Annotated in this window: 17 protein-coding genes; 6 read left to right on the forward strand and 11 right to left on the reverse strand. The window is 54.7% G+C overall.

The window, feature by feature from the left end; translation table 11 throughout:
• The first annotated feature begins 301 nt into the window (after positions 1-301).
• Together M2418_RS07495 and M2418_RS07500 are read left to right on the forward strand one after the other, a co-directional pair.
• Positions 302-1,054 (forward strand): TlyA family RNA methyltransferase, encoded by a 753-nt coding sequence (locus M2418_RS07495; RefSeq protein ID WP_259145742.1) that lies wholly within the window; start codon positions 302-304, stop codon positions 1,052-1,054.
• Positions 1,051-2,301, forward strand: coding sequence for a class I SAM-dependent RNA methyltransferase (locus M2418_RS07500; RefSeq protein WP_259145743.1), 1,251 nt, complete (start codon positions 1,051-1,053; stop codon positions 2,299-2,301). Before M2418_RS07495 ends, M2418_RS07500 begins: the two co-directional genes overlap by 4 nt.
• A 35-nt stretch (positions 2,302-2,336) precedes the next feature.
• On the opposite strand, the gene M2418_RS07505 is transcribed toward M2418_RS07500, so the two are convergent.
• The 6 genes from M2418_RS07505 to M2418_RS07530 all read right to left on the reverse strand — a co-directional run bounded on the left by M2418_RS07505 (position 2,337) and on the right by M2418_RS07530 (position 7,493).
• Complete coding sequence (locus M2418_RS07505; protein WP_259145744.1) at positions 2,337-2,651, reverse strand: hypothetical protein; 315 nt, start codon at positions 2,649-2,651, stop codon at positions 2,337-2,339.
• Between the two features lie 89 nt (positions 2,652-2,740).
• The gene (locus M2418_RS07510; protein WP_259145745.1) at positions 2,741-3,499 is read right to left on the reverse strand and encodes a crotonase/enoyl-CoA hydratase family protein; all 759 of its coding nucleotides are present in this window, start codon (positions 3,497-3,499) and stop codon (positions 2,741-2,743) included.
• A 202-nt stretch (positions 3,500-3,701) separates the two neighbouring features.
• Complete coding sequence (locus M2418_RS07515; protein WP_259145746.1) at positions 3,702-4,199, reverse strand: BA14K family protein; 498 nt, start codon at positions 4,197-4,199, stop codon at positions 3,702-3,704.
• Positions 4,200-4,414: 215 nt separating this feature from the next.
• On the reverse strand, positions 4,415-4,990 hold the full coding sequence (locus M2418_RS07520) for a BA14K family protein (protein ID WP_259145747.1): 576 nt from the start codon (positions 4,988-4,990) through the stop codon (positions 4,415-4,417).
• A gap of 177 nt (positions 4,991-5,167) precedes the next feature.
• Positions 5,168-6,241 carry a hybrid-cluster NAD(P)-dependent oxidoreductase gene (locus M2418_RS07525; protein WP_259145748.1) on the reverse strand — a complete coding sequence of 358 codons (1,074 nt, stop codon included), beginning with the start codon at positions 6,239-6,241 and terminating at the stop codon, positions 5,168-5,170.
• Positions 6,242-6,248: 7 nt separating this feature from the next.
• Positions 6,249-7,493, reverse strand: coding sequence for an aromatic ring-hydroxylating dioxygenase subunit alpha (locus M2418_RS07530; RefSeq protein WP_259145749.1), 1,245 nt, complete (start codon positions 7,491-7,493; stop codon positions 6,249-6,251).
• Between the two features lie 316 nt (positions 7,494-7,809).
• On the opposite strand from M2418_RS07530, the gene M2418_RS07535 reads away from it, so the two are divergent.
• The 3 genes from M2418_RS07535 (at position 7,810) to M2418_RS07545 (ending at position 10,955) form a co-directional block, all read left to right on the forward strand.
• Positions 7,810-8,421: a DUF6656 family protein gene (locus tag M2418_RS07535; RefSeq protein WP_259145750.1), complete on the forward strand. Its 612-nt coding sequence runs from the start codon at positions 7,810-7,812 to the stop codon at positions 8,419-8,421.
• A gap of 88 nt (positions 8,422-8,509) precedes the next feature.
• Positions 8,510-9,490, forward strand: coding sequence for an L-threonylcarbamoyladenylate synthase (locus M2418_RS07540; protein WP_259145752.1), 981 nt, complete (start codon positions 8,510-8,512; stop codon positions 9,488-9,490).
• A 31-nt stretch (positions 9,491-9,521) separates the two neighbouring features.
• Positions 9,522-10,955 (forward strand): FAD-binding oxidoreductase, encoded by a 1,434-nt coding sequence (locus M2418_RS07545; RefSeq protein ID WP_259145754.1) that lies wholly within the window; start codon positions 9,522-9,524, stop codon positions 10,953-10,955.
• A gap of 19 nt (positions 10,956-10,974) precedes the next feature.
• Here the strand turns inward: M2418_RS07545 and M2418_RS07550 are convergent, their stop codons facing one another.
• Positions 10,975-13,560: a DUF1217 domain-containing protein gene (locus M2418_RS07550; RefSeq protein ID WP_259145755.1), complete on the reverse strand. Its 2,586-nt coding sequence runs from the start codon at positions 13,558-13,560 to the stop codon at positions 10,975-10,977.
• A gap of 346 nt (positions 13,561-13,906) precedes the next feature.
• Here M2418_RS07550 and M2418_RS07555 point away from each other — a divergent pair, with 346 nt between their 5' ends.
• Positions 13,907-14,473 carry a DUF6101 family protein gene (locus M2418_RS07555; protein WP_192487849.1) on the forward strand — a complete coding sequence of 189 codons (567 nt, stop codon included), beginning with the start codon at positions 13,907-13,909 and terminating at the stop codon, positions 14,471-14,473.
• A gap of 63 nt (positions 14,474-14,536) precedes the next feature.
• On the opposite strand, the gene ubiA is transcribed toward M2418_RS07555, so the two are convergent.
• The 4 genes from ubiA to M2418_RS07575 form a co-directional block, all read right to left on the reverse strand.
• Positions 14,537-15,499 carry a 4-hydroxybenzoate octaprenyltransferase gene (ubiA, locus tag M2418_RS07560; protein ID WP_250983200.1) on the reverse strand — a complete coding sequence of 321 codons (963 nt, stop codon included), beginning with the start codon at positions 15,497-15,499 and terminating at the stop codon, positions 14,537-14,539.
• A gap of 78 nt (positions 15,500-15,577) precedes the next feature.
• Positions 15,578-16,378, reverse strand: coding sequence for a MipA/OmpV family protein (locus tag M2418_RS07565; RefSeq protein WP_250983201.1), 801 nt, complete (start codon positions 16,376-16,378; stop codon positions 15,578-15,580).
• A 132-nt stretch (positions 16,379-16,510) separates the two neighbouring features.
• A complete protein-coding gene (locus M2418_RS07570; protein WP_259145757.1) occupies positions 16,511-17,764 on the reverse strand; it encodes a cyclopropane-fatty-acyl-phospholipid synthase family protein in 1,254 nt (417 codons plus the stop codon).
• Between the two features lie 174 nt (positions 17,765-17,938).
• Complete coding sequence (locus M2418_RS07575; protein ID WP_259145759.1) at positions 17,939-20,254, reverse strand: Tex family protein; 2,316 nt, start codon at positions 20,252-20,254, stop codon at positions 17,939-17,941.
• Positions 20,255-20,358: the final 104 nt, after the last annotated feature.

Below are 20,358 nucleotides of genomic sequence, written 5' to 3' on the forward strand. Positions count from 1 at the left end.
GCACCATGCCCGACGCTCAAGAACCCCGGTGTCGCAACATGGATTTTTAGAAAATGCCCTCATGGCAAATCGGCGGGATTAAAGGCAGCCAGCCAATCGCACCTTGCAGATAGCGCGTTTAAAATCACTTAATCGGCCACGCAAAAGCGCCCGGATTTCGCGTATGCAGCAAAATTATAGGTCAGAACAAACCATTTGCGTTGCAAAGATGATGCCCATCACCGCCATATGGTTGTCAGATCGGTGTTCGCCTCGACAAAAGGCTTGCGTTCAGGGCGCACCGCAGTCATTGACACTTCCCATGTCTCACTCAACAGAAACACAACGCCTAGACCAGTTGCTGGTGGCACTTGGTTTGTTTAGCAGCCGTTCGCGGGCGCGCGATGCCATTGAACGTGGCACGGTCAGCGTCAACGGGCAGGTGGTCACCAAACCAGCTGCGATGTTTGCAGCCAACGTGGCCATCAGCACCGCGGACCCTGCGCAGGACTATGTCTCGCGAGCAGCGCTGAAACTCGTGGCTGCACTCGACCATTTCAAACTCGATCCGCGTGGCCAGGAATGCCTCGATGTCGGTGCGTCGACCGGCGGCTTTACCGAAGTGCTTCTTGAGCGCGGTGCAGCCCATGTAACGTCAATCGATGTCGGCCATGGCCAGATGCACGCCCGCATTGAACAGAACCCGTCGGTGACCAACATCGAAGGGCTCAATGCGCGTTACCTGACAGCGGAAGATATTTTCGACCGGCCGGTGACGTTTATTGTCTCGGACGTTTCCTTTATCTCGCTGAAGCTGGCGCTTGCGCCTGCGCTAGAGCTTGCCGAAGCTGGCGCACACGCAGTGCTGCTGATCAAGCCGCAATTTGAAGCGGGCAGAGATGCCATCAGCAAAGCCGGACTGCTCAAGGCACCAGAAACCGCGCCTGATGTTGCACGCGAACTGGAGCGATGGCTGGTTGAGGACATGGGCTGGCTAAGCCTTGGCCTCATTCCCTCGCCTATTGCCGGAGGAGACGGAAACATCGAATTTTTGCTCGGAGGCCAAAAGCCATGACAACGCAAACGGTGAAAATCCAGAGCATGGGCGCGCAGGGCGACGGCATTGCACACTGTCCCGACGGCACCGTCTATGTCCCGTTCAGCCTGCCCGGCGAAACCGTCGCCATTGCGCGAGTTAAGGACCAAGGCACGATCATGTCAATTTCGGAAGCTTCTGCGCAGCGACGCGAACCGCTCTGTCGCCACTTCGGACCGGATGGTCAGGGCGGCACCTGTGGCGGCTGTTCGCTGCAGCACATGGGTGATGAAGCCTATCACGAATTCAAGCGCGATCTCGTCGTTTCTGCCTTGAAGGCCAAGGGCCAGACACCTGAGGTCGATGCTCTGGTGACCTGTCAGCCCAAACAGCGTCGGCGCGCGGTCTTTGCCCTGCGCAAAACCGAAAAAAGCATGCTTCTCGGTTTCAGCCAGGCAGGCAGCCACCACATCGTCGATATTGCAGAATGTCCTGTCACTTCGGATGGCATTGTCAGCCGACTGAACGATCTTCGGGCCATTGGTACAGCCATGGTTCAGAGCGCCGAACCATTCCGCATGACGGTGCTGGAAAGCCTGTCGGGCCTTGATGTCGCGGTCGAAGGCATAAAATCCATCAATGACAAACAGCGCCATCTACTGACTCAGACCGTTTTGGCGATGAGAGGCATTGCCCGCGTTTCGTTGAATGGTGAAATCCTCATCGAACCGCAAAAACCGGCGCTAAAATTTGGCAAGGCCGAGGTTAACCCGCCGCCCGGCAACTTCACGCAGGCAACCATTGCTGCTGAGAATGCGATGGCGGACATCGTGGTTGACCATTTTGGCAAGGCCAAGCGTGTGGTTGACCTGTTTGCAGGTTGCGGCACGTTCTCATTGCGCCTGGCGGAAAAATCGCAGGTTCTCGCGGTTGAAGGCGATGACAAGGCCATCAAGGCACTGGATGCCGGTGCTCGCAAAACACAGGGCTTGAAACCCGTCAAAGCCGAAAAACGTGACTTGTTCCGTCGGCCATTGATGACAAGCGAGCTCAAGACTTTTGATGCCGTTGTGTTTGATCCGCCACGGGCCGGTGCAGAAGCGCAATCGAAAGAGCTGGCACGCAGCACCATCAAAAAAATCGCTGCGGTCAGCTGCAATCCGCTGACGCTGGCACGCGATCTGTCCATTCTGGTGGAAGGTGGCTACCGCATCGTGCGCGTTGTGCCTGTGGACCAGTTCCTGTGGTCACCCCATGTGGAAGCGGTGGCACTACTCGAAAAATAGGGTGAGTGCAGCACGCTCACCCCAAAGATCTCTTTTTACCATACTGGCTGAAGGTTGCCGCTCCCGACAATGCCCGGGCAGCGGCAGCGCCCGCCTGCCCGGCCGGTTTCGACACGGCAGACATAGGGCTGCGAGCGTCTTGCGCTTTCTGGCGGCGTGATCACGCAGGCAAAACGTGCACGATTGTTTTTTTGACGGTCTGGGCGTGACTGCGAAGAGTTAAAATCCATGTTCTGAGATTGCGCCAGCAAAACATCACTGTTTGGCGCAACAGACATGGCTGGCATGTCACGGCTTTCGGCGGCTGTGGTGAGCAGCAGCGCCATGCAGGCAAGGGCAATTTTACGCATTACATTGGTTCCCGAATAACCGATCATCCTGGCTCCAACACCCGTTTTAGCATTTGGTTGCCAGCGGCATTCTTTTACCGCATTCAGCATTAACGGCGCATGAAAGCCTCAAAGGCAGCCCGCGCTTCTGCACTTTTCAGGCGAGAACTGAAATGGGCAAATTCCTCATCCATTCTCTGCAGTTTTTCCTGCTCGCTTCCGCGCAGCAAGTCGCGCGCAATGCGCAAAGCCTGCGGTGGCTTGGCGGCAAGTTTACGGGCAATTTCCAGCGTTTCCGTTTCCACATTCTCCGGCTCGGTGACTTTCCAGATCAGGCCAGCCTCAAAAGCCTGTTTTGCCGAAAAACCCTCCCCTGCCGCCAGCAACGCAAAAGCACGTTGGTGACCCATAACGCGTGGTGCCAGCAGACTGGACGCGGCTTCTGGCACCAGCGCCAGATCGACGAAAGGCGTTTTGAACAGGCTGCGTGACGATGCGACCGTCATATCGCAATGCAAATGAAGCGTCGTGCCGATGCCAATCGCCAAACCATCAACACCGGACACCAAGGGCTTTTTCGCTTCCGCCAGCGCTTTGATAAACTCAAAACCTGCGGGCGGTTCCACCGCCTGCCCCATGCCATAGGTCAAGAAGTCGGCCATGTCGTTGCCGGCCGAGAAACAGCCTTCCGTGCCGAGAAAAACAACAACCCGCACGCCCTCGTCTTCATTGGCAGAATTCAGTGTTTTCACCATACGACGATACATTGCCTGCGTTATCGCGTTTTTTTTCTCAGGCCGGTTAAATCGAATGACGAGAACGCCTGATCCGTCCTCAGACCTTTCCACCAAAATATGGTTGTCCTGCACGGCATTCCTCCCACGACCTTACACACCACGTTTTCACGTATGGTTTTCAGAAATAATTTATTTTTACGTAAACGTCAATTTACTGACGAGATTGAATTCCCATTGAGCACCAATCGCTGTCGAGCCAATGCATCAAGCACAAAACAAAACTCCGCCCGGCTTGATACCGGACGGAGCTTTATAGACCTCTCTGGGATACGGATCAGAAATACGGTGACAGGCACTGACGGCGTGGGCCGTAATTTGGCTGGAACGTATTGCTGTAGGAATCATAAGAGCGATAACGGGCCGAGCACCAGTCGTAGTGACGCGGATTGATATTGCCCGTAGGAACCGGGCGATAAACTGGTTCCGGGCGATAAACTGGCGCAGGACGATAGACCGGGGCCGGTCTGTAGGTCGGAGCAGCAATTGCGCCACCGATCACCGCACCGGCTGCAAACGCAGCGAGCGGGAACCAGTAACCGTCATGATGACGATAGCCCTGACGAGGCTCGCGATAACCGCGATAACCGTTGTAAAAGCCACGGCGAGGGCCGCGATCATAGTCGCGGTAGTATTGCACATTAACCACGTCGGGGTTAACGCTGGGCTGGCTTGGAACCACCGGCAGCGGCATGGCTTGCGCCGGTGCGATCGCTGTTACTGCAACAAGTGCAGCAAAACCGGCACCGGCAATTTTCTTGAGGTAGTTACTCATCTGACTTCTCCCTACTCTGGGCAAGTCTGTACCAACAGAGCGATAAACGTTATTTGTCCTCCCGAAATACAACTGCACCACGCAGGTCTATTCCGGAATTTATATTACGAACATATTTCAGTTCGCATGAACCCAGCATTAACGAATGAAATCGCAGGAAAACCCGTATTTTAAAAAATTAACCCGCGATTGAATCGCGGGTTAATAAATTCTGTTTATCGACCATAAGGCGACACACACTGAGCGCGTGGACCGTTATAGGGCTGATAGGTGTTGTCGTAAGCGCGGTAGGATCTCCACCGGTTGGCACACCAGCTTGTGTGGCTGTTGCCATAAGATGGCTGGCCCTGCTGCATAGCGCCACCTATAATGGCGCCTGCAGCAAACGCTGCCATGGGGAACCAGTAACCATTGTGATAACGATATCCTGGGCGTCTGTCGGAATAACCACGGTGGCCATTGTACCAGCCATAACGGTCTCTGCTAGGCCGGCTGTCCCAACGGTCACGATCTCTGCTGGGACGATCGTAACGATCACGATCTCTAACAACCCTGTCGGGACGTTCCCACCTATCGCGCCCAGCGTTCCCGCCACTGTAACGGTCCTGACTCTCCCAAGTTGCACGCGGTAAGACACGTGGCTTATACCGCTGGTCCTGCACATTTACCACCGGAAGATTATCGGCCTGCGTAGTTTGCACAGTCGGTATCTGGAATGCCTGGACAGGAATGACGCTGCCAAAGCACATCACGATTGCCGTAGCAACGCTTGTCGCACGAAATCGCATCATGGGAATTCCTCCATAGTAATCGTCAATGACGAAACGAAGTTCTTTTGAGGGCATGCACTTACCAGACGACTATCGCGGGGAGTACACTAACTTCAAATTCAACTATAGAGAAACGAGCTTGATAGGACTTTGTTCCCCACCACTGCGATAAACAAAGTAAAATTCATGTGATTGTATTCAGACCTCAACTTTTACATCACCCAGCGGCCGTGAGCAGCACGCAAGAATATAACCGTCCTCGATCTCCTCATCGAGAATGCCGCCATTATGGGCCATATCGACATTACCGGAAAGTTTAAGCACCCGGCAGGTTCCGCAAATACCGGATTCACATGCTGCCCCTATACGAACGCCAGCAGCACGTGCGGTGGTCAGAATTGTCTGTCCCGGCTGGCAGAAGGCTTCCTTCCCGGCAAGCGTGAAGGTGACCGTGGCGAGCACTTCACCATCTGCACCGGCGATAACTTCCGCCAAAGGCGGCGGCGCGGCCGGAGCGAAACTTTCCTGATGGTACCGACTCATGTCGAAACCAGAGGCTTCCAGCAACGAGCGTACCGCTGTCATGAACGGTTCCGGACCGCAACAAAACACCGTGCGATCCATGAAGTCAGGCGCAAGAAGTGCAATCTTGGCCTTATCCACCATGCCCTTAAGGCCGGACCAGAGGTCTGTGCGCCCGCAATTTTCAACGATGAAGCCGAGCGACAGTTTCGGCATAAAACGCGCCAGATATTCCAGCTCGTGCCGGAACACGATATCGGAGGGCGAGCGAGAGCAGTTTAGGAAGGCGATATCGCTTTGCGGCGCGCGATCACTCATGTCGCGCACCATCGACATCATCGGAGTGATGCCGGAACCCGCCGAGATGAACAGATATTTGTCGCCGGGATGTTTCACATAGGAAAAGTCACCGAATGGCCCCAGCGCCCGGATCTTCATGCCCGGTTTGAGGTTGTCGAACATCCAGCGCGTTCCGATACTATTGGCCTGCGCCTTCACCGTCACCGACAATGCATAGGGCCGTGACGGGCTGGATGACAGCGTGTAGGTGCGCAATAGCACCTCGTTGCCGACAGGAAGCTCCAGCGTCACAAATTGACCCGGCATGTAGCGGAACCAGTTCGGCTCTTCCGAGCGAAACAGGAACGTCATCACATCTGAAGTTTCCGGTGTCACGGACAGGCATTCGAGAAGGTGGAGCTTGTCGCTCCACGGCTTCATTTCGTCGAGATGTTTATAAGAGAGCACCATGTTCACGTCAGGCAACCACTGCGAGTTTTGCCTTGTCGCCCTGCAGGCGATCAATCATGAAATCCGCATACCAGTTGACGAATTGCATGACACCGCCTTCATGAACCATGGAGTAGGGTCCCGGCTCATAGGCAGGTGAGCGAATACCAAAGGCATTTTCTTCCACGATCTGGCGATCCTGGTCATTGGTCTCGTTCCAAACGTGGGTCAGTTCCTCGATATTATAGTCCACCCCTTCAACCGCATCCTTGTGCACCAGCCATTTAGTGGTGACCATGGTTTCCTCGGGCCCGAGCGGTAACACGCGGAAGGAAATCGTGTGATCGCCCAGGAAGTGGTTCCATGTTGTTGGATAGTGGAACAGCAGCAATGCGCCGATGTGGCTGATCGTGACATCATCCGAGAGCTGACGTCGCACCGCACGCTTGCCGGACATTGTGTAGCTTTCTGCGTCGCCAATCAGCGGCATACGCGCGACACGGAACTGTCCAAGTGGATCAATCTGGAAGCGGCTTGGCAGGCCTGCGTCCTCACACCGTGACCAGTGACCGCCAATTTCGGGGTCATCAGCGCCACCATCCGTGCCTGTTACACTTGGGTTTTCCGGGTAGGTACGGCACAGTTCCGGGTGGTTTGCCGCGCAGTGGTAGCATTCGCGGTTGTTTTCCCACACCAGCTTCCAATTGCCCTTTTCAATGATCGTGCTTTCATGGGCGATCTTCGCATCGGCAATGCGATGCGGGGCCATGTAGCCCTCGACCTGCGCACGCACCAGCGAGAAATCTAACGGATTTTCGGCAAGACAGATGAAGATGTAACCGGCGACACTTTCGCAGGCGACCGGCTTAAGACCAAATTCGCTCTTGTCGAAATCATCACCCATATGGCGGGCAAACAGCAGTTTGCCATCCAGATCATAGGTCCATTGGTGATATGGGCAAACGAGACGTGCCGACTGTCCCTTATGGCTGGTGCAGACCCGAGAACCGCGGTGGCGACAGGAGTTATGGAAAGCGCGGATGACACCATCTTTGCCGCGCACGATGACCACGGCATAATTGCCGATCTGGACGGTGAAGTAATTGCCAGCCTTCGGCGCTTCGCAATCATGTCCGATAAACAGCCAGTCACGGTACCAGATTGTTTCCATATCAAGCTGGAAATAATCCTTGTCGATGTAAAATGGCTGCTCAAGACTGAAGCCTTCCCGACGGTTCTTCAGCTGGCGCAAAACGGTGTCACGCAAATCCATGGCCACATTCCTCATTGGCAAAACAGAATGTCGAAGAGGTACTCCAACTGCTGTTTCAACGGCATGTGAACATCTAATCACGCCTGAAAGAGCGCAGGTGCGCAAACAGCGACATGGTTTTCCGCATTGGCGACAATTTGCGACATGGCGAAACAATGCCGTGATCTACATCATTGTTTATAATCAATAGTTTAATTAGATTTCCGACACAAGAAGTCGCAACCAGACATGCCACCTGTTCAGAAAATCACCGGAAACCGTGTATTAACTCCTTAAATCTAAACTGATGTCCCAGTGACCATGGAGAACCTGTCGCGTGGAACAGGCAACACGTATCCGTTATTACGACGCCAGTGCGCGCAAGAAGGCCCCCGCCCGTGCGCGCAATATGCATTCGGAATTCCTGCGGACCGGACGCATCCTGCGTTACGAAGAACGCTGGTTGCCCGACGAAAAGCGTTACATGACGCATGACGAGGTTGCGGACCGTACCGGTCGCAAGCTCGAAACGGCGGGATACAAGACGCACTCCCACCTCAACAATTTCCACCGGTCCATCCAGTTCCCGAGCATGATCTTTCACAAGACGCTCGAAGACAGTCCGCATCTTGGCTACTGCCACGTGACGGCGTCGAAAACCAGTTTCGACATGCGCCGGCAGATCCTGTGGTCGTTCTATTTTGCGAATTTCTTCGCGGAAATCGGCGGTGACAAGGACGGCTTCTTCGTTGAGATCGATCCACGCTATTCCCGCATGTATTTTGCCATCGCGATGAATGCGGTCAACGGCCACAGCGTTGAGATCGATCGTTCGGTTCACAAGGACGGTCTGCTGTTTCGCACGCATGACCCCAAGGTCGCGTTGAAAAACGTGCTGACGCTTGGTGCGCGTACGGAAGAAATGCGCAAACTCATCATGGCGATGTAAACGGACTGCCCGATGCGCACTGATAATGTGCGCTTCACAGGCGGACCTAAAATGCGCTATGCACCACACCACAGGAACGGTGCATTAGATGGCTCGGCATATCAATATCCATACACATCCCCAGGAAGCCCTTGAGGTTGCCTCCGCAATTCTTGGTGACGGTTATCCCGTGGCAATTCCAACGGAAACTGTTTACGGCCTCGCTGCCGATGCGACCAATCCCGCCGCGATTACCCACATTTACGAGACCAAGGGCCGCCCACGTTTCAATCCACTGATCTGCCATATGTCTGATCTTGAGATGGCGCAGCGCTACGCAAGGTTCGATGACCTGTCTCTTGCGCTGGCGAAGGCATTCTGGCCAGGCCCGCTAACCATCGTTTTGCCGTTAAAAGACAACAGCGGCATTCATCCGCTGGCCACTGCCGGACTCGATACGGTCGGTATCCGTGTGCCGCAGGGTTTTGCCGGCGAGCTGATCAAGACATTTGATCGACCGCTTGCTGCACCAAGCGCCAACAGCTCCGGCAAGATCAGCCCCACAAGTGCGTCGCATGTCGAAGATGATCTGGGCGAGAAGATCAAGCTGGTTCTGGATGCAGGTTCCGCCGGAGTTGGCGTCGAATCCACCATCGTCAAAGTTGAAGAAGACGGCAGTTTGCGATTGTTGCGGCCGGGCGGTCTTGCCTCACAGGACATTGAACGGGTTGCAGGCAAAAAATTGTTGCGGTCCAGAACGGCATCACCAGCCATTGAAGCACCGGGCATGCTGGCCTCCCATTACGCACCAGGCGCTTCCGTGCGTCTGCAAGCCACATCGGTTGACGCAGGCGAAGCCCTTATCTCCTTCGGTGACATCGCGCCGTTGCCGGGACAGGACAAGGCAAAGACCATTCTCAATCTCAGCCTTTCCGGCGATCTGGCCGAGGCCGCCACAAATCTTTTCGGATATCTCAAACTGGCGGATGCCAGCGGTGCTGCCAGCATTGCGGTTACCGCCATTCCGCAGCATGGTCTCGGTGAAGCGATCAATGATCGACTGGCACGAGCCGCCGCACCCCGTTCATAAGATCCAGCAATCTCCACGATAAAGGTGAAAGATGACTGTTGCCGCTCTTTCAGACGATCTCATTGCACAGTTCACGGCCATTGTCGGTGCAAGCCACGCCGTTCGCGATCAGGCCGAACTAGCGCCTCGCCTTGTCGAAAACCGTGGTCTTTACCATGGTACATCGCCCTTGCTGCTGAAACCTGCTTCGACAAAAGAAGTTGCCGAGATAATGAAGCTGGCGAGCAAAACCGGCACGGCCATCGTTCCACAAACCGGCAATACTGGCCTTGTTGGCGGTCAGACTCCACGGGCCGGAGCCAGCGATATCATTCTGTCACTGGAACGCATGAACAAGGTTCGCGAAATTGATGCCGTGGCCAATGTCATCGTTGCCGACGCCGGCTGCATCCTTGAAGACATTCATACGGCGGCCGACAGTGTAAACCGCATGTTTCCGTTGACGCTGGCATCGCAGGGGTCCTGCCGCATCGGCGGTAACCTTGCCACCAATGCCGGGGGCACTGCCGTTCTGGCCTACGGCAATATGCGCCAGCTTTGCCTGGGCCTTGAGGTGGTTTTACCGACAGGCGAAATCTGGAACGGTCTTCGCAAGCTGAAAAAAGACAATACGGGTTATGATCTGCGGGATCTGTTCATCGGCTCGGAAGGCACACTCGGTGTCATTACCGCCGCCGTTTTGAAACTGTTTCCTAAGCCGCTCGGCCATCAGGTTGCTTTTGTCGGCCTGGCGAGCCCTGATGCCGCCTTGACGCTGTTTGAAAAAGCAACCAGCCTGTGCGGGTCTGCCCTGACCGGCTTTGAATTGATGCCGCGCCTCGGTGTTGAGTTCACCACCAAACACATTCCCGGCGTCAGGGATCCGCTGGCACGGCCACATGCCTGGTATGTGCTGATCGATATCTCGACATCCGACTCCAGCGATGCAGCCGACGCGATGATGCAGGTCCTGCTGGAGCAGGGCCTGGAAAACGGTATCGTTGAGGATGCCGTCATTGCGACATCAGACGCACAACGTCAGGCAATCTGGCATATGCGTGAAAGCATGTCGGAAGCGCAGCGCCCTGAAGGCGGTTCGATCAAGCACGACGTGTCAGTGCCGGTTTCCAGCATCCCGGAATTTATGGCAGCGGCAGAAACGGCTGTTTTGCAGGTCATTCCGGATGCCCGTATCTGCGCCTTCGGCCACATGGGTGATGGCAACATCCATTATAATATTTCCCAGCCGATTGGAGCAGACAAAGCAGAGTTCATTGGGCGCTGGCGCGAGGTCAATGCCATCGTGCATCAGTTGGTATTGTCTTGTGGCGGGTCAATCTCGGCTGAACACGGCATTGGTCAGCTGAAGCGCGATGAACTTGCCCATATCAGGGATGGTATCGAGATTGATCTCATGCGGCGCATCAAGTCCGCTTTTGACCCTGCCGGCATCATGAACCCCGGCAAGGTCATAGCGACGCCATAACAGGCACCGCCTATTGCGATTACCGCGACGAACTGAGCGTTGCTACCGCCATCAACGTGTCGACGCTGATGGTTGTAGACCCACTGAACATGGCCAGAGTCGGATTGTAGCTTCCATTGACCATATCATACATGACGGTGAAGCGTGAGATCAGCTTCTTGACCTTTTCTTCGTCCTGAAAGTCCTCGATGTCGAAGTATTTCTTCATCATCGTCACCTGCGTGTCGACTTCCGCATTGGCCATTTCGTCAGGAATTTCGAAGGTCGTCGTAATGAACTTCTGAAGCGCTGTATCGCCAAGAATTGTGTAGTAGGACGTCGTATCCTTGGCCATACGCTGGAAATACAGCGCAAGACGAACACCGGCATTGTCTTCACCCGCCTGGGTTTCCAAGGTCTGCTGCAGATAGTTGTCGAGCGTCTCATAAAGACCGCTGCGGTTTTGAATGGAGGCGCGGTCCTCGCGCATCAGGTTACCTTGGGTGTCGAAATTGAAGGAGGTTACCAGCCTGCGGAAAGAGGTGTCGGCTTCCGTATTAATGTAGCTTTTCGGATCGTCCAGATCGGACGTGAAGATCTTGTAGAGTTGTTCGGTCGTGACGCTGGCCGGATCAATGTCGAAAGCTTCCATGGCAAAGGCCAGCAGTCTGGCATTGCCCAGCAGGTCCTTGAGAGATTTGATCTTCTGAATTTCTTCCGTGTAATATTCGGACTCTTTTTTCGCCAGGGTCTTTTCGTCTTCGGTGCCGAATGCCGAGCGGCCATTGATATAGGCGGCAGCCACGGTTTGCACGTCAAGCTCCGACTGCGCGAGAACCGGCGCGCCGATTGTGCCATCCGACTTGAAGTTGAAAAGCTCCGCCAGCTTGACGTAGCGCTCGTCCTTCAGGGTGTAGACAAAGCTTTTCGGGTCCTGAAGGTCGCTTTTTAGCACCTCTTTAATGGTGCGTTCGCTTTCCGTGTTCGGGTCCAGGCCCACAGCCTTAAGGGCATAGCTGTAAACGCTGGTGTTGGTCATGAAGGTCGACAGCGACGTGACCGTGGCAATCTGGGTCTTGAACGACGCAAGCGCCTTTTCGTCGGCGGCTTCATCCTTGTCGTTATGGTAGCTCATATAGCCCATATTGGTAATACGGCTCTGTTCGGACGTCTGCGGCAGAGTGCCATCGGCAAGCGTGCCATCAGACTGGAAGTTGAATGCGTTTCTCAACGCAATATAGCGCTCGTCGTTTTTGCCGACTGTCGCGATGTAGTTGTTCGGGTCGCTCAGGTCGGCCGTCAGAATGTTCTTGATCGTTGCCGGCATGATCGTTGCGTCAGTCAGGTTAAATGCAGTCTGGATATAGGCCAGAAGGCGTGCGTCACCGGTTACACCACCACCGCCAGCAATCTGTTCAACCGAGGTGATCGCGTTGATCTTGCTCAGAAAGTAATCCCGCTCCAGTTCGGCCTTGGCGATGGTCGAGCGAGGGTTGGTCAGGATATAAGCGTTGTTCATAACCAGACGGTTTTCTTCCGTCTGGGCACTGCCCGGGGTTACGGTGCCATCGGCATTGAAATCAAACGCATCGGCAAGGGCCCGGAAGACATCCAGATCAGAGTTGGTCTTCGTCAGCGTGGTCTTTTCGGTATTCAACTTCGTGGTTAAAGCCGTTGTCTCGGTGCCAACGGCTGGAAGACGGGTGTTATAATCGTCAATCAGCGCCTGATTGGTGGTGATTGCAGCCTGCGCCGCATCACGGTCGGTCACGCTGACCTTGCTCCAAACGCTGGCAAGCTGGGTTTTCAGATCTTCGATCTTGGCAGTCAGTGTTTCCTCGTCACCGCCATTGTCCAGTTCCTCCTGCGCCGCATCAATCTGCACCTGAAGGGCATCGCCCTTGGTAATCGCGCTATTGAGATCACTGACCTTGGTAATGGCCGTGGCACGCCCGGTGATTTCGGTCAGCGTGGTGTTAATCTCGGCCAGACGCGCGGCATTGGCACCGTATTTAGCGCCGTAGGTAATGTTGAAATAGCTGTTGGGATCATCTGTATCACTGGTCAGCAATCCCCTGATGTTGGCATAGGAGAAATACTGCTGATCAATTCCGAAGACACTGAGCGTATAGGAGCGAAGGCGCTCGTTCTGCATAAGCTTGTCGACGTTATCAATCGTCTTGATCATCACATTGTAATAGCGATTTTCTTCGGTAATCGCCGAGTCCGCATCCGCAACATTGGTGTTGTAGAGGCCGATCATCGCTTCCAGCTGCGAATCCGACTGCAAGGTGCTGGTCGGTGTACTGAAATTGAACGCCTCGGCAAACTGGCGATAGCGGGTGTCAGTCAGCTTGTTGGCAAAGCTGTTTGAATCATTCAGGTCGCTCTCAAGCACCTTCTTCATGAACGCCTTGGCATAGCTCATGTCGGACAGACCGAAGGCTTCCATGGCATACGTATAGAGCTGGTAATTATCCAGAAACTCATCGACGGTTTTCACCTTGCCGATGTTCTCCTTGTAATACTCGGTTTGCCGGGCGGTCATGCTTTGCTGGGCAACGCGTGACAAACTGGTTTTCATGTCCCGGTTTATCAAATCGTAGCTGAGATAAGTCGACACCATTGCGCGTATTCCTTCGCGTAAATTCCACCGCAAAACAAAACCAAGCAATTCCGTCCGATAAAATCGCACAGAACTCCGAGATTGGCAAAATGCCCGCGTAGCCTTGCCCGGAGCTTGAACCATGAGACCTTTGCCGTGGCCAATTGGAGAAAATTGCACTGTCTCCGTTCACACTTCCGCAACCCTGATCATTGGGCACTTTGCTAACCATCTGGGAATGCAAAGTTTTTTAACCTCGTTTTTTAAGCGGTCCAGAATGAGCAGGCGCTATGTTCACATCATCAGAGGACGAAAAGTCCCGGGAGATGCCCAAAAGGCTCTCAGGTAAAACAAGGGTTGCATGAATATGACAAATACGGTTTTGAAGCCCGAATGGGCCGCAGCGACACTCAGACTCGATCCAGCGCGGTTTCCGCAACAGGTCACTTATGGAGTCCGCGACGGATGTTCCGACGTTGTCATTACACTTGATGAACGCGGTGCCGTACTCAAGAAAACACTCAATTCAAGCGGCCTGCCGCTTTCCTTTGCCCTGCCAGCACGCGCTTTCAAGGGTGTTGCAGCCCGCGCCATCGACCATGGTGACGGTCAGGTTACCGTAACGCTGGAACTGCACCACGAGGACCCTGCCCTGTGCATTCCACTGCTGGTAGCCCATGATCTCTGTGACATTGCTGCCGACTGGCGCAACTGGTCTGAAACCTATCGCATTCCGATGCTGATGGTTGAAGCAGATGGCGTTGCCCGTCCGTTGGAAGACCATATTGGCGGCCCACGCCCGCAGGACCTTCGTCCGCGCCGTCGCCATTCCTACTTCGCAAATCGTCGTCCACGTTTCCTTGTTCGCCGATCCACCGGCAAGCTTGGCGTCGCGATGAAGATCGAAGGCAAAGAAATTATCGCACGCAACTGACTTTAAACGTGATCTCCAGATCAAAAAGAACCCGGCACGGAAGTCATTCCTGCCGGGTTTTCTTTATTGAAGCAGATTGACGGCAAGCGGCAATAACAGACCGGCAAACACCAGCGCGCCGACCCGCGTGTTGGACTTGAACAGTGCAAGGCACTGGTCGCCATCATTGATATCCAGCACGATGATCTGGCGAATAAACATGCCTGCCGCGGCAGCAACACCAGAATAGGCCAACAAGCCGACACCGGCAGAGGCGAAAGACATCACCATTAATACAAGCGCCAAACCGTAAAGGCCAATAAGCCACATGCGTGTGTTATCACCGAACAGGCGGGCGGTTGAGCGTACGCCAACCAATTCATCGTCTTCCTTGTCCTGATGGGCGTAAATCGTGTCATATCCAATCGTCCAGGCAATTGACGCGCCGTAGAGCAGGAATGCTGCCGGTGCCAGAGTGCCGAACTGCCCCGACCACCCCATCAGCGCACCCCAGCAGAAGGCAAGACCGAGGAAGAACTGCGGCCAGTCGGTAAATCTTTTGGCGAAGGGATAAATGACGACAAAGATTAGCGAAAAAATGCCAAGCGCCCAAGAGAAGGTATTAAACTGCAACAGCACCACGAGACCGGCCAGAGATTGCAGCACAATAAAAATCTTCGCCTGTTTGCGTGTAACCCGCCCTGATGGCAATGGGCGGGAGCGTGTACGGGCAACGGCCATGTCGATCTGGTGATCGACCAAATCATTATAGGTGCAGCCTGCACCACGCATGGCGACCGAACCGATAAAAAACAGCACAAGATGGAAGGCCAGCAGGCCCCATGAAAATGTTCCGGCGTCCATGGCGACATTTGCCGCCAGGGCGGCCGACCAGAAACACGGCCACATCAGAAGCTGCCAACCAATCGGGCGGTCCCAGCGGGCGAGCTGCGCATACGGCCAGACCCAGCGTGGCAGCAGTCGGTAAACCCAGTTGTCGGATGGCGCGTCTGAAACGCGGCCGGTCATATCGCTATTGTGAACCATACCGGGGTTTCCAAGCCTTTCCTGCTACCATGAGACAGGAAAGGCTCTAAACCCGCGCTTTTTGCAAAGCAAGGATGATTAGGGAACGCTGAACCCGAATTTGTAGCTGGCGCCGATACCGACAACAAACTGGTTCTTCGAACCACGTTCACTGACCAGCGTACTTTTGCCAGCGTCGCCCATTAGGCGCTTGTATTCGGCAAAGGATGTCAGCTCGATATTGTCGGTTGCCTTCCAGGTGATGGCGGCACCAACACCGGCAGAATGCAGACCGCCATCGGGATTGTAGGCCGAAGGACCACCGGACGCCGCAGCCGCAGAACTTACACCGTAATATTTGTCGTTATATTTGTTGCTGACCCATGTCGCGCGTGGACCGGCCGAGATCTGCAGACCGGGCGTGATGTCGGTGAAAACGTCCGCTGACAGATCGGCAACGACACCGCTATGGCTGCGTATGCCCTGGCGCACTTCACCGCGAACACGCACCCAGTCTGTTGGGTAGACTTCAGCAAAGCCACCGAGTTCACCGCCGAGCTTGATTTTCTGCATGCCACGAAGGTCAGAAGAATCACCCTCATCACGCGGCATGATCAGCTTCGCAGCGACACCGGCGCGAAACGTTCCCTGATCGAGAAGACCAAACGACGCACTATCATTGCGCGACGAAAACTTTGCGGATGGGCCAACTTTGCCCAGCGAAATGATTGGCGCAGCGCCAAACTCATTCTTGTTGTCGCCCTGATACTTCGGCGCGGAAAAACCGACCGCACCAACTTTCAGGTACCAGTCACCGGAGAACCAGCTTTCGGCCTGTGCAGTGCCCGCAAGACAAAGGGGAATAAGGCAGGCGGAAAAAGCCAGCTTTGAAAAAGACATGTATGAACTCCGGATACGCAAAACAGAAAGGAGAAACAGATACTCTCATTTCAAATTAAGCATATTCCCTTGCCAATCTGTTAACTACGCAGGGTAGCTGCCGGCGTGTCAAATCCTATTCGAGATTGTGTGTCAGAACTCGACCTTCTCCATCGGCAGGCGGGTCTTCTCAAACTCTGCCAGTCGCTGTTCTGCCAACTGAATGTAATTGCGGTTGTCGGGAACAACATCACCGCGTTTTGCCAGTTGCAGCTGGAAGATATGAAAATTCTCGTGAGTGAAGGCCATTTCTGAGCCGGCCAGATAGAACTCCCACATCCGGAAAAAGCGCTCGTCATAAAGCGCCACGGCTTCGTCCTTTCGAGCGACGAAACGTTGCCGCCAGTGCCTCAGCGTATGGGCATAATGCATCGGCAGTATTTCGATATCGCGCACCAACAAGCCGGCTTTTTCCACCGCAGGCAATACTTCCGCCAGTGACGGAATATAACCGCCGGGGAAAATATACTTCTCGATGAACGGGTTGGTGGCCAGTGCCGGATAGGGTTGACCGATGGAATGCAGCACCATCACGCCGTAGTCATCCAGCACTTCTGCCGCCTTGTTGAAATACTCCCGATAATGAGTTGGCCCAACATGTTCGAACATGCCAACCGACACGATGCGGTCGTATTTTTTGGACGGCAGATATTTATAGTCCTGCAGTTCAAACCGCACCTTTTCCGACAGGTTGCGTTTTGACGCACGACCCCGCGATACCCTTAGCTGTTCTTCGCTTAAGGTGATGCCAGTTACATCAACACCGGAACTTTCGCTCAGATACATCGCCATGCCGCCCCAACCGGAGCCTATTTCCAGGACGCTCTGGTCCTCGGCCAGCAACAGTTTTGCGGCAATATGTCGTTTTTTGGCAGCCTGTGCCTCATCCAGCGTTATTCCGGGCGGATTGAAATAGGCGCAGGAATATTGCCAGTCCTCGTCCAGAAACAGATCGAACAGCTTGGCGCTCAAATCATAGTGGTGTGAAACGTTGCTTTTGTTGTGATTGACTGGCAGGTGCATCTTTATGCGCGAGGCGATAATGCGCGCGAAACCGCGCCAAATCATGCCGAAGGTCAGCGCCTCGCTCAGTGTATTCGCCTTGATCAACGCCAGAAAATCATAAATGTCGCCCTCGTCGACATTCATACGGCGTTCCATATAGATTTCGGCGAGTTTCAATGTCGGGTCTCTGGCAATCTCGTCCGACGCTTCATCATCGGTAAAACTGATCGCGACCCGTTTTCCTGTACCGTCGCCGTAAATGTGAAGTCCATTTGGACCGGTAACGACGAGGTCGCCGGTTCTGACTATTTTCTCAAGCAATGCATGCAGAGACGAGGCCATTTCACCTCCCGAATAAGCTAAGTCTCACTTATCAAGTTTTGTAACCGTATTCCTTTCGGCCAAAGTTTCAAGACAGGCAGTTTTCAAAAAAATTGATGCATTTCAGACGCAAAACGCCGCCCCGTAAGTCACACGGGGCGGCGTTGTTTGTTCTTCAATTTATCGCAGATAAGGTTAGCGGCGTTTCATCGCCTCTGCGAGTGCGGCAGCCAAAGCACCACCGGATTGGCCCGCATCATTGCCACGACCCTGCGGTTTGGCGCTGGCGTGCTTCATGGCGCTGGCATTGCCCTTTTCCCGCATCGACTGAGGTGCCGCTTCGCCACCATCCTTGCGCATGGTCAGGCCGATGCGCTTACGCTTAACGTCAACCTCAACCACCTTTACCTTTACCACGTCGCCGGCTTTGACGACTTCATGCGGATCCTTGATGAAACGGTCTGCGAGTTGCGACACGTGAACAAGACCGTCCTGGTGCACACCGATATCCACGAAGGCGCCGAAGGCCGCTACGTTGGTAACCGTGCCTTCCAGCAACATGCCGGGCTTCAGGTCGGTGATTTCATCGACGCCCTCTGCAAAGGTTGCTGTCTTGAAACTTGGGCGCGGGTCGCGACCGGGTTTTTCAAGTTCTGCAATAATGTCCTTGACCGTCGGCAGACCAAATTGCTCATCAATGAACTTTTTCGGATCAAGCGATTTCAGGGTGGCACTGTCGCCCATAAGAGTGCGTAAATCACGGCCGCAAGCGGCAACAATCTTCTTGGCAACGCCATAGGCTTCCGGGTGCACCGAGGATGCATCCAGCGGCTCCTTGCCGTTTGGAATACGCAGGAAGCCGGCGCACTGCTCAAAGGTGCGCTGGCCAAGGCGCGGCACTTTCAGCAAGTCCTTGCGGCTGGCAAATGGACCGGTCTGGTCACGATGCAGCACAATAGCGTCGGCAATCGATGCGCCGAGGCCGGAAACACGTGCCAGAAGTGGTGCCGAGGCGGTGTTGAGATCAACACCAACCGCATTCACCGCATCTTCCACGACCGCGTCCAGCGAACGCGACAGCTTGCCCTGATCAACATCGTGCTGATACTGGCCAACGCCAATTGATTTGGGTTCGATCTTGACGAGTTCGGCCAACGGATCCTGCAAGCGGCGAGCAATCGACACCGCGCCACGGATTGAAACATCGAGATTGGGGAATTCGGCAGCGGCGCGCTCAGAGGCCGAATAGACCGAAGCGCCAGCTTCCGACACGATAACCTTGGTGGGTTTCGGACCGGTCAGCTGGGTCAGCATGTCAGCCACCAGTTTTTCGGTTTCGCGACTGCCGGTACCGTTACCAATCGCAATCAGTTCAACGCCATGTTTGCGAATGAGGCCGGCCAGCTCCGCCTGCGTGCCACGAATGTCGTTTCTGGGCGGGAATGGATAAACGGTCGAGGTATCGAGCAGTTTGCCAGTACCATCGACAATCGCCACCTTGACGCCGGTACGGATGCCCGGATCAAGACCCATGGTGGCGCGCGAACCGGCAGGTGCCGCCAGCAGAAGGTCTTTCAGATTTCTGGCGAACACGTGGATCGCCTCTTCTTCCGCCCGTTCGCGGACTTCTCGCATCAGGTCGAGCGACAGCGACATGGAAAGTTTGACGCGCCATGTCCAGCCAGCAACCTCCATCAACCAGGCATCGCCTGCTCCGCCGGAACGGATATCAAATGCACTGGCAATGGTTCTCTGGCACGGTTTGACCGGCGATGGATCATCTACATCCACGTCGATTGTCAGTGTCAGAATTTCTTCGTTCCAGCCGCGCAGCATGGCTAGCGCACGGTGACCCGGAACTGTGGCCCAGCGTTCGGAATGGGCGAAATAGTCAGAGAACTTTTCGCCCGCTGCTTCCTTGCCTTCGACAACCTTGGCACGGAACGTTGCGTTTTGGCGCATGTAGTCACGCAGGCGGCCAAGCAGTTCGGCATTTTCGGTCATGGTTTCGGCGACAATATCACGCGCACCTTCAAGGGCCGCCTTTACATCGGCCACTTCACCCTGAACATACGTCTCAGCCAGTTTGGCTGGGTCGGCACTGCGATTGTCCCAGATGGCTTCTGCCAGCGGTCCAAGGCCACGCTCACGGGCGATTTCCGCACGGGTACGGCGCTTTGGTTTGTAAGGCAAGTAAAGGTCTTCCAGTTCTGCCTTGGTGACTGCCGATACGATCTTGACCATCAAATCGTCGGTCATTTTTCCCTGACCGGTGATGGATTCGACGATCGAGGCACGACGCGCATTCAGTTCACGCAGGTACGACAACCGCTCGGCCAGTGTGCGAAGCTGGGTGTCGTCCAGACCACCCGTCACTTCCTTACGGTAACGTGCGATGAACGGAACCGTCGCGCCTTCATCGAGCAGCTGTATGGCAGCCTTGACCTGATCGGGTCGGGCATTGATCTCAGATGCGATGACTGGCGCGAGGCGGGCATTATCTGCGGACATGTGCTTCTCTGGTCTGTTTAAAATCTGGCCGAACATAGAGGCTGATTGTGGCATGACAACACGAAGTGTGAACAAACCCACAGAAAAGCCGATAAAGCACTGTG

The sequence above is a fragment of the Rhizobium sp. BIGb0125 genome, from assembly GCF_024810055.1.
Lineage (GTDB): Bacteria > Pseudomonadota > Alphaproteobacteria > Rhizobiales > Rhizobiaceae > Agrobacterium.

Excerpts from the sequence above, each read along its gene's own strand:
- M2418_RS07570 (WP_259145757.1), bottom strand. The coding sequence starts at position 17,764 with ATGGCCTCGTCTCTGCATGCATTGCTTGAGAAAATAGTCAGAACCGGC.
- M2418_RS07515 (WP_259145746.1), bottom strand. The coding sequence starts at position 4,199 with ATGAGTAACTACCTCAAGAAAATTGCCGGTGCCGGTTTTGCTGCACTT.
- ubiA (WP_250983200.1), bottom strand. The coding sequence starts at position 15,499 with ATGGTTCACAATAGCGATATGACCGGCCGCGTTTCAGACGCGCCATCC.
- M2418_RS07525 (WP_259145748.1), bottom strand. The coding sequence starts at position 6,241 with ATGGTGCTCTCTTATAAACATCTCGACGAAATGAAGCCGTGGAGCGAC.
- M2418_RS07545 (WP_259145754.1), top strand. The coding sequence starts at position 9,522 with ATGACTGTTGCCGCTCTTTCAGACGATCTCATTGCACAGTTCACGGCC.
- M2418_RS07550 (WP_259145755.1), bottom strand. The coding sequence starts at position 13,560 with ATGGTGTCGACTTATCTCAGCTACGATTTGATAAACCGGGACATGAAA.
- M2418_RS07495 (WP_259145742.1), top strand. The coding sequence starts at position 302 with ATGTCTCACTCAACAGAAACACAACGCCTAGACCAGTTGCTGGTGGCA.
- M2418_RS07575 (WP_259145759.1), bottom strand. The coding sequence starts at position 20,254 with ATGTCCGCAGATAATGCCCGCCTCGCGCCAGTCATCGCATCTGAGATC.
- M2418_RS07500 (WP_259145743.1), top strand. The coding sequence starts at position 1,051 with ATGACAACGCAAACGGTGAAAATCCAGAGCATGGGCGCGCAGGGCGAC.
- M2418_RS07520 (WP_259145747.1), bottom strand. The coding sequence starts at position 4,990 with ATGATGCGATTTCGTGCGACAAGCGTTGCTACGGCAATCGTGATGTGC.
- M2418_RS07540 (WP_259145752.1), top strand. The coding sequence starts at position 8,510 with ATGGCTCGGCATATCAATATCCATACACATCCCCAGGAAGCCCTTGAG.
- M2418_RS07565 (WP_250983201.1), bottom strand. The coding sequence starts at position 16,378 with ATGTCTTTTTCAAAGCTGGCTTTTTCCGCCTGCCTTATTCCCCTTTGT.
- M2418_RS07555 (WP_192487849.1), top strand. The coding sequence starts at position 13,907 with ATGACAAATACGGTTTTGAAGCCCGAATGGGCCGCAGCGACACTCAGA.
- M2418_RS07530 (WP_259145749.1), bottom strand. The coding sequence starts at position 7,493 with ATGGATTTGCGTGACACCGTTTTGCGCCAGCTGAAGAACCGTCGGGAA.
- M2418_RS07505 (WP_259145744.1), bottom strand. The coding sequence starts at position 2,651 with ATGCGTAAAATTGCCCTTGCCTGCATGGCGCTGCTGCTCACCACAGCC.